12 protein-coding genes and 1 tRNA gene are annotated in these 12,276 nt (G+C 62.9%); 10 read left to right on the forward strand and 3 right to left on the reverse strand.

Features of this window, described 5'->3' with window-relative positions; genetic code table 11:
• The first annotated feature begins 209 nt into the window (after positions 1-209).
• Both C8N35_RS03860 and C8N35_RS03865 read left to right on the forward strand, forming a co-directional pair.
• Positions 210-1,424, forward strand: a complete 1,215-nt coding sequence (locus tag C8N35_RS03860; RefSeq protein WP_245926649.1) for a glycosyltransferase family 4 protein — start codon at positions 210-212, stop codon at positions 1,422-1,424.
• A gap of 166 nt (positions 1,425-1,590) precedes the next feature.
• Entirely contained in the window at positions 1,591-2,382 is a 792-nt protein-coding gene (locus C8N35_RS03865) for a WecB/TagA/CpsF family glycosyltransferase (RefSeq protein ID WP_487277088.1), read from the forward strand.
• Between the two features lie 85 nt (positions 2,383-2,467).
• Here C8N35_RS03865 and C8N35_RS03870 read toward each other — a convergent pair.
• Positions 2,468-2,543, reverse strand: a tRNA-Ala gene (locus tag C8N35_RS03870).
• A gap of 226 nt (positions 2,544-2,769) precedes the next feature.
• The gene (locus tag C8N35_RS03875; RefSeq protein ID WP_146177341.1) at positions 2,770-3,228 is read right to left on the reverse strand and encodes a TIGR02300 family protein; all 459 of its coding nucleotides are present in this window, start codon (positions 3,226-3,228) and stop codon (positions 2,770-2,772) included.
• A gap of 287 nt (positions 3,229-3,515) precedes the next feature.
• Here C8N35_RS03875 and aroA point away from each other — a divergent pair, with 287 nt between their 5' ends.
• The 8 genes from aroA (at position 3,516) to C8N35_RS03915 (ending at position 11,551) form a co-directional block, all read left to right on the forward strand.
• Positions 3,516-4,865: a 3-phosphoshikimate 1-carboxyvinyltransferase gene (aroA, locus tag C8N35_RS03880; RefSeq protein ID WP_210203376.1), complete on the forward strand. Its 1,350-nt coding sequence runs from the start codon at positions 3,516-3,518 to the stop codon at positions 4,863-4,865.
• Entirely contained in the window at positions 4,862-5,479 is a 618-nt protein-coding gene (gene cmk / locus C8N35_RS03885) for a (d)CMP kinase (RefSeq protein WP_107988266.1), read from the forward strand. Before aroA ends, cmk begins: the two co-directional genes overlap by 4 nt.
• Before the next feature lie 399 nt (positions 5,480-5,878).
• On the forward strand, positions 5,879-7,594 hold the full coding sequence (rpsA, locus tag C8N35_RS03890; RefSeq protein WP_107988267.1) for a 30S ribosomal protein S1: 1,716 nt from the start codon (positions 5,879-5,881) through the stop codon (positions 7,592-7,594).
• Positions 7,595-7,908: 314 nt separating this feature from the next.
• On the forward strand, positions 7,909-8,916 hold the full coding sequence (gene sppA / locus C8N35_RS03895) for a signal peptide peptidase SppA (RefSeq protein ID WP_107988268.1): 1,008 nt from the start codon (positions 7,909-7,911) through the stop codon (positions 8,914-8,916).
• Positions 8,913-9,215: an integration host factor subunit beta gene (locus tag C8N35_RS03900; protein WP_107988269.1), complete on the forward strand. Its 303-nt coding sequence runs from the start codon at positions 8,913-8,915 to the stop codon at positions 9,213-9,215. The genes sppA and C8N35_RS03900 overlap by 4 nt, the downstream gene beginning before the upstream one ends.
• A gap of 379 nt (positions 9,216-9,594) precedes the next feature.
• Positions 9,595-9,963, forward strand: a complete 369-nt coding sequence (locus tag C8N35_RS03905; RefSeq protein WP_107988270.1) for a lipopolysaccharide assembly protein LapA domain-containing protein — start codon at positions 9,595-9,597, stop codon at positions 9,961-9,963.
• Between the two features lie 76 nt (positions 9,964-10,039).
• Positions 10,040-11,002, forward strand: a complete 963-nt coding sequence (lhpI, locus tag C8N35_RS03910; RefSeq protein ID WP_107988271.1) for a bifunctional Delta(1)-pyrroline-2-carboxylate/Delta(1)-piperideine-2-carboxylate reductase — start codon at positions 10,040-10,042, stop codon at positions 11,000-11,002.
• Positions 11,003-11,161: 159 nt separating this feature from the next.
• The gene (locus C8N35_RS03915; protein WP_107988272.1) at positions 11,162-11,551 is read left to right on the forward strand and encodes a DUF302 domain-containing protein; all 390 of its coding nucleotides are present in this window, start codon (positions 11,162-11,164) and stop codon (positions 11,549-11,551) included.
• Positions 11,552-11,566: 15 nt separating this feature from the next.
• Here the strand turns inward: C8N35_RS03915 and C8N35_RS03920 are convergent, their stop codons facing one another.
• Positions 11,567-12,184 carry a trimeric intracellular cation channel family protein gene (locus C8N35_RS03920; RefSeq protein WP_107988273.1) on the reverse strand — a complete coding sequence of 206 codons (618 nt, stop codon included), beginning with the start codon at positions 12,182-12,184 and terminating at the stop codon, positions 11,567-11,569.
• Positions 12,185-12,276: the final 92 nt, after the last annotated feature.

Consider the following 12,276-nt stretch of genomic DNA (forward strand, 5'->3'; position numbering starts at 1 on the left):
GACTCCGGCTCGTCGTCGGGAACACTTGTCGGGCACGGACTTCCGCCGTCTCCTGTTCACCACGATAGGTCGCTCCGGTTAAGAACTCGTGGCGGGACCTGATTGCGACATCGTTAGGATGGCTGGAGGGAAATTTACGTACGATCCATCATTTCGTGCCATTTTCCCTTACGATCGCGACGCAGGCTGGAGCGTTTTGGATGAACACTTTGCTGCACGAGACGAGCGATGCCGCAGAGATATCTGACGTTCTTCCCACGCCCCCGGTGAATCAATCGCTGGACTCGCGAGAGATCGTTCATGTCGTGCGGCAGTACGCTCCGGGCATTGGCGGGCTGGAAGAGTTCGTAGCCAAACTGGCTGCGCGACAACTCCAGACATTTCGCAAGGTCCGTGTCTTGACCTGTAACAGAATCTTCGCCGCTCCGGGAGCCAGACTGCCCGCGCGCGAAGTCATCGACGGGGTCGAGGTCGAGCGGCTGCCCTATATCGGATCGCGCCGATATCCGATCGTGCCAGGGCTCTGGCGGGCGCTCGCGTCGACGGACATCGTCCATGTTCACGCGATCGACTTCGCCTTCGACGCGCTCGCCCTTACCAGGGCCCTGCATCGCAAGACCGTTGTCGCGACGACCCATGGCGGGTTCTTCCATACAAGCAAATTCGCGACATTGAAGACGATCTGGTTCAACACGCTGACGCGGGCATCCGTGCGCGGCTACGACGCATTGGTGTGTTGCAGCGAATCGGACCTGACCCGCTTTGCGCCCATCGCCGACGGGCGGGCGCAGATGATCGTGAACGGCGTGGACGTCGAGAAGTTTTCAGGCGCCAGCGCGCCGGACCTCACCCGCAACCTGGTGACGCTCGGACGTTTTTCCTCCAACAAGCGACTCGACCGACTGATCGACGTCATGGTGCATTTGAAGAAAAACGATCCGGCATGGCACCTCGATATTTGCGGCGTCCCCGGAGACGTTTCGGAGGAGACCCTCAGGGCGCAGATCACGCGAAACCGGTTGGAAAAACAGGTTGAGGTGCATGTCGGCCTTTCGAGCGAGGCATTGCGCGAGGTACTGGAGCGGTGCAGCTTTTTCGTCAGCGCATCGGAATACGAGGGCTTCGGCCTCGCCCTGATCGAGGCGATGAGCGCGGGCCTGGTACCGGTGGTCCACGCCAACGCAGCCTTCCAGGCATTCGCCGCTGTCCATGCAGGTGTCGTCACATGCGACTTCGCCAGACCTGAGGAAGCCGCGCAGCGGATCCTGCAGCGCCATGACGCCGCCGCGGCCAATCTGGAGTGGCTTCGGCAGCAGTCGGTCGATGCGGCGCGACATTATTCGTGGGATCGCGTAAAACTCGAGTACGACCGTGTCTATGCGACGGCTCTTGAGGGCCACGCCCGCGTGGGGTCGCAGTTTTGAAACCGGAAGCGCCCGCAAGGGCACGATATTTGGCCCCTTTTCCCGGTTAATTTCATCGTTAAGAGTTCGCTACGCTGATTTACTAAGAATTATAGCAATTCTTGTTTTTCGCCCACGGCACAAATAACCAGTATCCATTGCAGTTCCCAGTCAAGGTGGCTTTCTCGTGCTTTCCGACGTCAAGACATCTGACCAGCACGACGACTCTGCGATCCGGATTGGTCCACTCACCCTCCGGAGAATGGAGCGTGAGGATGCGATCGCGCTTGTTCGCACGTCTGTGGAGCAAGGCTCAAAGCTCGATATTGCGATCTGCAATGCGCACACGGTTCTGATGGCTCTGGACGATAACTCCTACGTCGACGTCCTGAACCGCATGACGCTGCTGAACGACGGGGTTGGCGTCAACCTCGCGAGCCGCATCCTGAGCGGCCGGGGATTTCCCGACAATCTCAACGGCACCGATCTGGTACCCGATATCCTGGCCAATGTCGGGGTGCCGCTCCGCATTTTCCTATTGGGAGCATCGCCCGCGTCGCTTGAAGGAGCGGCACGACATATCGCGCAAGCCTATCCCCATCACGAGATCGTGGGCTGCCGGGACGGGTATTTTGCGGGAGAGGACGTGGAGACGATCGTCGAAACGATCAATGCGGCACGGGCCGACCTGCTGCTGGTGGCGATGGGAAATCCCCGTCAGGAACGATTCATCGTCGCCAACCGGGAGAGGCTCACTCCCAAGGTTTGCATCGGCGTCGGCGCCCTGTTCGATTTTCTGTCAGGCTCGGTCGCGCGCGCGCCGCGATTTTTCCGGACAATGGGGCTCGAATGGCTGTTCCGGTTCCTTCAGGAGCCGCGCCGGCTTGGACGGCGGTACTTCATCGGGATTCCGCGCTTCCTCCTGGCCACCCTGCGCTTTCCGCGTCAGCGAAACAGGCCGAACCACCCGACCTGCTGAGACGCGCCTGAGCGCGCGCACGCGACGGAAAAAGCCCTTCGGATCAAGGGTTTTCGTCAAAAGATCAACGACGAAGAAGGGGAAATGGTGGAGCCAATCGGAATCGAACCGACGACCTCTTGAATGCCATTCAAGCGCTCTCCCAACTGAGCTATGGCCCCACTTGTTACCGGGTGTTGGGGACGGCCCCGGTGCCGTTCTGCGGGGCGGAAAATAGCCGCGCCCGCAAGGATGTCAAGCGGAAGATCGATCTGTTTTCAACCGAATGCCGTCAGGCCATCGTTTCCTGCCGTCAGACGCCGATCTTTGCCTGGGGATAATGGCGTGGATCAGCGCCTTCGCGCCGATCCACGCCGAGGGCAGGACACGCGCCGAAACGCGAACCCTCTATTCGTCGTCTTCGCGCTCCAGGACGATGCCGGGGACGTCGTCGTCGTCCTCGTCCTCGTCATCGGGCAGGAAGGCGTCATCGTCGCCGTCGGTGTCGTCGATATCCTCGATCTCATCGTCGTCGATATCCACTTCGGTCTTGCCGGTGGTGGTTGCCTCTTCATCGGCATCCTCCAGCGACACGACTTCTGCGCTTTCGACCGCCAGATCCTCGTCGTCTTCCACCGCCACGGGCGCAACCTTGGCAGGTTTGCTGGCTTTGGAAGGCCTGGGCCCGGTCGCGGCCGGGCTCACGATGGTGCCGCATTTCGGGCACGTGATCGGAGATCTGTTCAGATCGAAGAATTTAGTTCCGCAACTGGGGCACAGTTGCTTTGTCCCAAGATCCGGTTTCGCCACGATTTCAAACCCTGTGTAATCTGCAAATCTGTTGCTGAGCTGCGTCCCCATAACCATCGAAACGCTCGCCTGTCAAAGCGTAAAATGGGCCCTACGCGAAAACCCGATTGCCGAGATGACGAACCTCGACCGGCATGCTAGGAAACCGTCGCGCCGCAGTCGGCCCCAAAGTGTCCTGCTATCCGGGCCGACCTGCCCCGGACCGGGACTGCGATCAAAGCCATATGCTGCAGGCGCTTGCGGCGGCCACACGGCCGACGGGAAGAAACATGCATCCCCCCCTGACGCGCCGGGTCGAGGCACCTGGAAGACAGGCGCGAGCGATGAGGAAAACGAGCCAACTCATGAGCCATGCGACGAAGCCGATGATCGCCCGCGCGGGCAACCCGCTTGCCGGCACCATCCGCGTGCCGGGCGACAAGTCGATTTCCCACCGTTCACTTATGTTTGGCGCCCTCGCCGTCGGTGAAACGCGGATCGAAGGCCTGCTCGAGGGGGAAGACGTGCTCGCCACGGCCGCCGCGATGAAGGCTCTGGGCGCGAATGTGCACCATGACGGGCCAGGTTCGTGGCGTGTGGACGGCGTCGGCGTCGGAGGCCTTTGCGAACCCGAGCTACCCCTCGACTTCGGCAATGCGGGGACCGGCGTGCGCCTTGCGATGGGCATGGTCGCGAGTCACGCGCTTACGGCCACCTTCATCGGCGACGCCTCGCTTTCGCGCCGGCCGATGGGCCGTGTGCTCGATCCCTTGCGCGACATGGGCGCGGAAGTTCTGGCGCGCTCCGGCGACCGCCTGCCGCTGACCATACGCGGCCCCGAAACCGCCCTGCCGATCAGCTACCGCGTGCCGGTTCCCTCCGCGCAGGTGAAATCGGCGGTGCTGCTTGCCGGCCTTAACGCGCCGGGCATTACCACCGTCATCGAACCCATTCCCACCCGCGACCATACCGAGCGCATGCTTATGGGCTTCGGTGCGGAACTGGTCAGTGAACAGACCGCCGACGGCGCGCGCATTCTGCGGCTTACCGGTCAGCCGGAACTGAAGCCGCAGGCGATCACCGTTCCCGGCGACCCTTCCTCCGCGGCTTTCATGATCGTCGCGGCGCTCGTCGTGCCGGGGTCGGATGTAACGGTGGAAAACGTCCTCCTCAATCCGCACCGCACCGGGCTCCTCAAGACACTCGAGGAAATGGACGCCGATATTTCCATCGAGAACGTGCGCGAGACCGGCGGCGAGACGATTGGCGATGTGTGCGCCCGTCATTCGCGGCTGAAGGGCATCACCGTGCCGGCGGACCGCGCGCCTTCGATGATCGATGAATATCCCGTCCTGGCCATCGCCGCCGCCTTTGCACAAGGTCGGACCCGCATGCTCGGTCTGCACGAGCTGACGGTGAAGGAGAGCGACAGGCTCGCCGCCGTCGCCGACGGGCTGGCCGCCAACGGCGTGCCATACGAGAAGGGAGAGGACTGGCTTGAGGTCACCGGCGCGCAGAGCGTCAAGGGTGGAGGAACGGTCACCACCCATCTCGATCACCGCATCGCCATGAGCTTCCTTGTGCTGGGCCTTGCCAGCGACTCCCCTGTGAGCGTCGACGATGGCGCCCCCATCGCCACCAGCTTCCCCGCCTTCACCGACCTCTTCGCCGGGCTCGGCGGCCGGATCGACGTCCAGACGGAAGACGCGGCATGATCATTGCGATCGACGGACCAGCAGCCTCAGGGAAGGGCACGCTCGCGCGCCGGCTGGCGGAGCGTTTCGGACTCAACCATCTCGATACCGGGCTAACATACCGCGCGGTGGCAGCGAAAATGCTGGCCGAGGGCCTGCCGCTCGACGACGAGGCGCAGGCGGCCGCAGCCGCGGCCAGCCTCGACTTCTCCACCCTTGAGCGCGAGGCGTTGTCGCTGCACGAGATCGGCGAAGCTGCTTCCAGGATCGCGGTCATGCCTTCGGTGCGCCGGGCGCTGGTGGAAGGCCAGCGCCGTTTCGCGCAGGTTTCGCCCGGCGCCGTTCTCGACGGGCGCGACATAGGCACCGTGGTGTGCCCGAAGGCCGACGTGAAGCTCTTCGTCACCGCCTCGCCGCAGGTGCGCGCGCGACGGCGTACGGACGAACTTCAAGGACGTGGAATTGCCGCCGCCTACGACGATATCCTCGCCGATCTGATCCGCCGCGACGAGCGCGACAGCACCCGCAACGACTCTCCGTTAAGACCAGCGGACGATGCGCACTTGCTCGATACCTCGGAAATGGATATAGAGACCGCGTTCCGTAAGGCTGTGGATATCGTCGGCAGTCTGTGAGGGCGGAACTGCGAAGGGGGCACCTTGGGGTCGCGCCCTTTTTGGCATTTCGGGCCACAGGCCCAAACGGGAGGTGATCTTCATCCGGTCAGACCGGTTCGATCCATCCTTTTTTGTTGCCAATGCGGCCTTCGGCCCTCACGCGGTTGCCTAGGCAACCGGCCGCTCATGGCCTCCCGCCTTTCGGACACCCAGGGCAGGTTCTTTTCGATCGGACGGTTTCGCCCGAGCGAAAAGCGCTTCTGGTAATCGAACGAAGACCGCCCGCAGTCCAGACGCCTGCGCCGGCCGTTCGCCTCGTTGCGAACGGATGTCTCTCCAAGGAGGGGCCGGCTGGACCTTGCGGACAAACGCAACACGAACCACCGGCGCATGCCAGTCATGGCTTATGGAGTTTCAATGACCGCTTTGAATCCCTCTACCGAGGATTTTGCTGCCCTGCTCGACGAGACTTATGGCGGCTCCGAGATGCAGGAAGGCACCGTCGTCAAGGGGACGGTTATCGCCTTTGAAAAGGACCTCGCCGTCATCGACGTCGGGCTCAAGGTCGAAGGCCGCGTGCCGCTGAAGGAATTCGGCGCCAAGTCACGCGATGGCGAGATGAAGATCGGCGACGTGGTCGAGGTTTACCTGGAGCGCGTGGAAAATGCGCTCGGTGAGGCCGTCCTGTCGCGCGACAAGGCTCGTCGCGAGGAAAGCTGGATCCGTCTGGAAGTTTCCTTCGAGAAGGGCGAGAAGGTCACCGGCCAGATCTTCAACCAGGTGAAGGGCGGCTTCACCGTCGATCTCGACGGCGCCGTGGCCTTCCTGCCGCGCTCGCAGGTGGACATCCGCCCGGTGCGCGACGTCGGCCCGCTGATGCACACGCCGCAGCCGTTCCAGATCCTGAAGATGGACAAGCGCCGCGGCAACATCGTCGTCTCGCGCCGTGTCGTCCTCGAAGAGACCCGCGCCGAGCAGCGCTCCGAGCTGGTCCAGAGCCTCGAGGAAGGCCAGGTCGTGGAAGGCGTGGTCAAGAACATCACCGATTACGGTGCGTTCGTCGACCTCGGCGGCATCGATGGCCTGCTGCACGTCACCGACATCGCGTGGCGCCGCATCAACCATCCGTCCGAGGTTCTGTCCATCGGCCAGACGGTCAAGGTGCAGATCATCCGTGTCAACCAGGAAACCCACCGTATCTCGCTCGGCATGAAGCAGCTGGAAGCGGATCCGTGGGAAGGCATCGAGGCCAAGTATCCGGTCAGCGCGCGATTCACGGGTCGTGTCACCAACATCACCGACTACGGTGCGTTCGTGGAACTGGAGCCGGGCATCGAAGGCCTGATCCACGTTTCCGAGATGAGCTGGACCAAGAAGAACATCCATCCGGGCAAGATCGTCGCCACCTCCCAGGAGGTCGAGGTGATGGTGCTCGAGGTGGATCCGGTCAAGCGCCGCATCTCGCTCGGCCTCAAGCAGACCCTGCAGAACCCGTGGGATGCCTTCGCCGAGAAGTTCCCGGCCGGTACGGTCGTGGAAGGCGAAGTCAAGAACAAGACCGAGTTCGGTCTGTTCATCGGCCTCGACGGCGACGTCGACGGCATGGTCCACCTCTCCGATCTCGACTGGAACCGTCCGGGCGAAGTCGTCATCGAAGAGTTCAAGAAGGGCGACGTCGTCAAGGCCCAGGTTCTGGACGTCGACGTCGACAAGGAGCGTATCTCGCTCGGCATCAAGCAGCTTGAGGGTGATCCGTTCGACACCGCGGCCGCCGGTGAAGTCCGCAAGGGCGCCGTCGTCACCTGCGAGATCGTCGAAGTGAAGGACACCGGTCTTGAGGTGAAGCTCGCCGACAGCGACCTGACGGCCTTCATCCGCCGTGCTGATCTGTCGCGCGAACGCACCGAGCAGCGCCCCGAGCGCTTCTCTGTCGGCCAGAAGGTTGATGCCCGCATCACCCAGTTCGACAAGAAGACCCGCCGCATCTCCCTCTCCATCAAGGCGCTGGAAATCGCCGAGGAGAAGGAAGCCGTGGCTCAGTACGGCTCGACGGATGCCGGCGCTTCGCTTGGCGACATTCTCGGTGCCGCGCTGAAGGCGCAGCAGGATACCGGCGAGGAAGACGAGGAATAGGTCTCTCCTCGATCGCATGAAATCGGGGCCCGCGCGGTTGACGCGCGGGCCCTTTTCTTTTGAAGTAGCGCCGCTGGCACTCCCGTTCGCGGGTCTGCCGCGTTTGCGGTCCGTTTTCGACCAGATTGTACTGTCAGTATCCTCAGGTACCCGCCCGACCCCATGACGGCGGAGCGCTCCTTGAGCCACACTTTCGGAGACACCCTTCGCCAGGATGAGCGGCGAAGTGGACGGCCCGTCACTTTGAAATCGAGCGATGCCTGCGCACCGGGCTCCGGTTTTAGCGGGGGTTCGCTCCAAGAGGCAGATAGCCCATGACGTCCGATGCCGACATGATCGTCGACCGCCGCCGCCTGCGCCGAAAACTCACTTTCTGGCGAGTCTTCGCAATCCTTGGCATCACCGCCGCGATCATCGTCGCAGGCGCCTATGCGTTCGGGGTCGAGGGCGGAGCGAAAAGCCGGCCGCATATCGCGCGGCTCGATATATCCGGTCTCATAACCGACGATCGCGACCGTCTGAAACTGATCGACAGAATGACCAAGTCCGACGCGGTGAAAGGCGTCATCGTCACGGTCAACAGTCCCGGCGGATCGACCACCGGCGGGGAGGGTGTCGTCGAGGCACTTGCAAAGCTGCGCGCGAAAAAGCCCGTTGTCGCCCATATCGGCACGGTCGGCGCCTCGGCCGGTTACATGATCGCGATCGCCGCCGACCATGTGATCGCACGCCGCAACTCGATCACCGCATCCATCGGTGTGCTCTTCCAGTTCGGCAACGCCGCAAAGCTGCTGGACACGATCGGCGTCAAGATGGAAGCGGTGAAGAGCGCGCCGCTGAAGGCTGAGCCCGATTTCTATTCCGAGACAACTCCGCAAGCGCGCGCGATGCTCGCCTCGCTTGTCAAGGACAGCTACGACTGGTTCGTCGATTTCGTCGCCGAACGGCGCGGCCTGGACCAAGAGACGGCACGCGGCCTCGCCGATGGCCGCGTCATGACCGGCAATCAGGCGCTCGAAGCCAAGCTCATCGACGAAGTTGGCGGCGAGGACGATGCCCGGCAATGGCTCGTCAGCAAGAAGGGGCTCGATGCCGGACTGCCGGTCATCGACTGGCGCAAGGACGACACGGGACTGGGCGGCCTCGGCTTTACGGGTAAAGTCGCACAATTGTTCGGCAAAGGGGTAGCGGAAGCGGTGTTCGGCTCCACCTCGATCCGTAAAATAGTGCTGCCGGAAGCACTTATGCTTGACGGTCTGGTATCTGTTTGGCAGGCTCCTTCGATCGCCGAGACAGAAATGACCGGGGGGGCGAACGAATGATAAAATCCGAACTCGTTCAGCGCATCGCAGAACAAAACCCGCACCTGTACCAGCGCGATGTCGAAAACATCGTCAATGCGATCCTGGATGAGATCGTCGATGCGCTGAAGGGCGGAGACCGAGTGGAACTGCGCGGCTTTGGCGCCTTTTCGGTCAAGAACCGCCCTGCCCGTATCGGCCGCAACCCGCGCACCGGACAGAAGGTCGAGGTCACGGAGAAATACGTGCCCTTCTTCAAGACCGGCAAGGAAATGCGCGAACGTCTGAACGGCGGCAAGGATCTCGGCGCCGACGACTGAGACCCTTTCGCGTCGCCGCACGACCCCGGCGAAGATCCTGACGGCTTTTGCCCGCCTCGGCCCGACCGGTCATATTTGAGGGTCCCAACTCCTGTGGGGCCGTCATTCTGGGAGGCGGCCACGTTTCCGCCTCGCGCCCAGCGATCTGCCCTTGCAGGCCGTTTGCCCGGGCCATCGCTTTGAGAACGAGTGTTTGCGACAATCGAGCCCCTTGCCGGCTCCAGGCGGATTCTAGCGCCACCGCTGCGTCGGCATGCAGCACATCGCGGCATTTCCCCCCACTTGCCGCTTGCCCCCCGTTCGCTGCATCATAGGTTTGATTTGCGCTGCTTCGCGCCCAGGTGGGCGACGAGGCCCAACAGCATGAGGTTCCCCCGCCGTGCTTAAACGGATCGTCAAGACCATCCTGCTCCTGCCGGTCGCCCTGTTCGCCGTGCTGGTCATCCTGCTTGCCGTGGCAAACCGTCACGAAACGATGCTGTCGCTCGATCCGCTTTCGCCGGGTCAGCCGGCTTTCTCCATCACCGTGCCGCTCTTCTGGCTGCTCTTCGGCGCGCTTGGCATCGGCATCGTGCTGGGCGGCCTCGGCGCGTGGGCCCGACAGGCCAAGTGGCGCCGTCAAGCGCGTCACAAGCGCCGCGAGGCCGATAGCCTGCGCCACGAGACGGAGCGGCTGAAAGAAGAGGTTCAGGCCGCAAACCCGGACCGTCCCGGCCTTCCCGCTCCAGGCGACAAGCGCGCTGCCTGATATTTCGCGCGCCTGGCTCGTACCGTACCGCCGCTTTTTGCGGCAACAGACCGATACTGCAAGTCTTGGGTAGACGATGCGCGTCATAACAGCGTCTGAAATCAACGGCATCATGACCTTCCGCGATCTGGTGGAGACGCTCAGAAGCGCCTTCCGCGCGGAGATAGAGACGCCTGTGCGCCACCATCACACCATCGCTCGCCCGGACGGGGCGGATGCGACGTTGCTGCTGATGCCCGCATGGAACGATTTCGCCGCACAGGGTCATTCCCAGCGTGGCTATATCGGCGTGAAGATCGTCTCGGTCTTTCCCGACAATTCGAAAGTTTCCAAGCCTTCGGTCATGGGCACCTACATGCTCATGTCAGGCCAGAGCGGCGAACCGCTTGCGGTGATGGACGGACAGGCGATCACCCTGTGGCGCACTGCGGCTGCCTCCGCGCTTGCGGCAAGCTATCTGGCGCGCGAGGACAGCAACCGACTGCTGATGGTCGGTGCCGGCGCCCTGTCGCCCTACCTGATCCGCGCGCATGCCTCCGTTCGGCCTCTGAGCGAAGTCCTGATCTGGAACCGCACCCCCGCCGCGGCGGAAAAGCTCGCCCGCGCCATAAACGGCAAGCACGGGCTTACGGTGCGCGCCACCGAGGATCTGGAAGGCGGCGTGCGCGGGGCTGATGTCGTCTCGTGTGCGACGATTTCCTCCGAGCCGCTTGTCAAGGGCGACTGGCTCTCCCCCGGGACCCATCTTGATCTGGTCGGCGCCTTCCGTCCCGATCTTCGCGAGAGCGACGATGCGGCGGTCACAAAGGCACGGCTTTTTGTCGATACGCGCGGCGGTGCGTTGTCGGAGGCTGGTGACATGGCCCAGCCGATCGCGGCCGGGATCATCTCCGCCGAGGACGTGGCAGCCGATCTCTTCGAGCTTTGCCGCGGCGAAAAGGCCGGGCGGCGGTTCTACGATCAGGTGACGCTTTTCAAATCGACGGGTACCGCGATCGAGGATCTTGCCGCGGCCATCCACGTCTTCCTCAAGGCCTGACAAAGCCTGCCATATGCGTTTTCATCTGCGGCGGATCCCGTCGTCGGGCCGCGTGACCTTGCTCCAGCGCCATCGTGCCCCATCTCTATTAGGGGACGTCCTTGCTCCGGTAAACGGCTATAGCCGCGACCGGAGAGACGAAAGAGATGGAGGTGCGCCATGGTTTGCCACATCGCCCGCAAGATCGACAGTCCGTTCGACACCGTGCTCCAGCGTACGAAGGACGCGTTGAAGGCTGAAGGCCTGGAGGTCGTTTCCGAACTCGATCTGAAGAGCATTCCCGCCGGCAGCCTCGGCGGCCGTGAAGCTCCGCGCTCCGGGGAGGTCTCGGGAGATTTCGCCCACACAGGTGCCCGTCGCCTGATAATGGCGCAGGACGAGACCGGCGTTCTTCTTCCCTGCAACATCATCATTCGACAGACGGAAGACGGCGTGGAGGTTTCCGCCATCGACCCGGAAGAGGAACTCAGCCGGATCGAGAACGGGCGGAGTGCCGAACTCGCAAAGCCCGTCCGTGACAAGCTGCAATCCGCTTTCGCAGCGATCTGACCCGGCAACCGGCCCCTATTCGTTTCCCGGTGGTCGGTAGCCAGGAAGCGACCAGCCGAACTGGATCGCGCCCGCGCGCAATCCGAATGCGATGACACCGGAGACAATCGCCGCCGGCCAAGGTGGCATTGTGGCCTCAACCATCATCACATAGGAGAATGCGCCGCCGAAGGCTGCGGTGAGATAGATCTCGCGGTTGATGATGGCGCTCGGCTGGCTGGCGATCGTGTCGCGGATCACGCCACCGAAAGCCGCCGTCGCGACCCCCATGAGCACGGCAACCACCGGTCGGTCGATGATGGTCAACGTCTTGGCCGCACCCATCACCGAATAGCTCGCCATGCCCACCGCATCGGCCCAGCGCAGCGGCTTGCCGAGCGCCTCTCCCAGATGCGCGAGATACCAGGTGGCAATGCCGGCCGCGATGCAGATGAGCAGATAGGTCTGGTCACCCACCCAGAAGACCGGCGCACCCAGCAACAGATCGCGCAGCGTGCCGCCGCCAATCCCCGTAAAGGTCGCCAGCAGGACGAAGGCGAGGATATCGAGCTTCAGGCGCGAGGCGACAATGCCGCCGGAGATGGCGAAGACCGCCACGCCGATGAAGTCGAGGATCTGAAGAAGGTTTGCCATGGTACAGGCTAGCTCGAACGGGCACGGCGGGGAAATGGCGCGGTCGCACGCGACGGCAAAATCAAAATCGCACAAGCCGGGAGTGATGCAAA

Origin of the sequence: Breoghania corrubedonensis, assembly GCF_003053845.1 — a bacterium.
In the GTDB taxonomy this organism is placed as follows: domain Bacteria; phylum Pseudomonadota; class Alphaproteobacteria; order Rhizobiales; family Stappiaceae; genus Breoghania; species Breoghania corrubedonensis.

Bases quoted from the DNA above. Each gene is read 5' to 3' on its own strand.
- C8N35_RS03920 (WP_107988273.1), bottom strand. From the start codon at position 12,184: ATGGCAAACCTTCTTCAGATCCTCGACTTCATCGGCGTGGCGGTCTTC.
- C8N35_RS03900 (WP_107988269.1), top strand. From the start codon at position 8,913: ATGATAAAATCCGAACTCGTTCAGCGCATCGCAGAACAAAACCCGCAC.
- lhpI (WP_107988271.1), top strand. From the start codon at position 10,040: ATGCGCGTCATAACAGCGTCTGAAATCAACGGCATCATGACCTTCCGC.
- C8N35_RS03875 (WP_146177341.1), bottom strand. From the start codon at position 3,228: ATGGTTATGGGGACGCAGCTCAGCAACAGATTTGCAGATTACACAGGG.
- cmk (WP_107988266.1), top strand. From the start codon at position 4,862: ATGATCATTGCGATCGACGGACCAGCAGCCTCAGGGAAGGGCACGCTC.
- aroA (WP_210203376.1), top strand. From the start codon at position 3,516: ATGAGCCATGCGACGAAGCCGATGATCGCCCGCGCGGGCAACCCGCTT.
- C8N35_RS03915 (WP_107988272.1), top strand. From the start codon at position 11,162: ATGGTTTGCCACATCGCCCGCAAGATCGACAGTCCGTTCGACACCGTG.
- sppA (WP_107988268.1), top strand. From the start codon at position 7,909: ATGACGTCCGATGCCGACATGATCGTCGACCGCCGCCGCCTGCGCCGA.
- rpsA (WP_107988267.1), top strand. From the start codon at position 5,879: ATGACCGCTTTGAATCCCTCTACCGAGGATTTTGCTGCCCTGCTCGAC.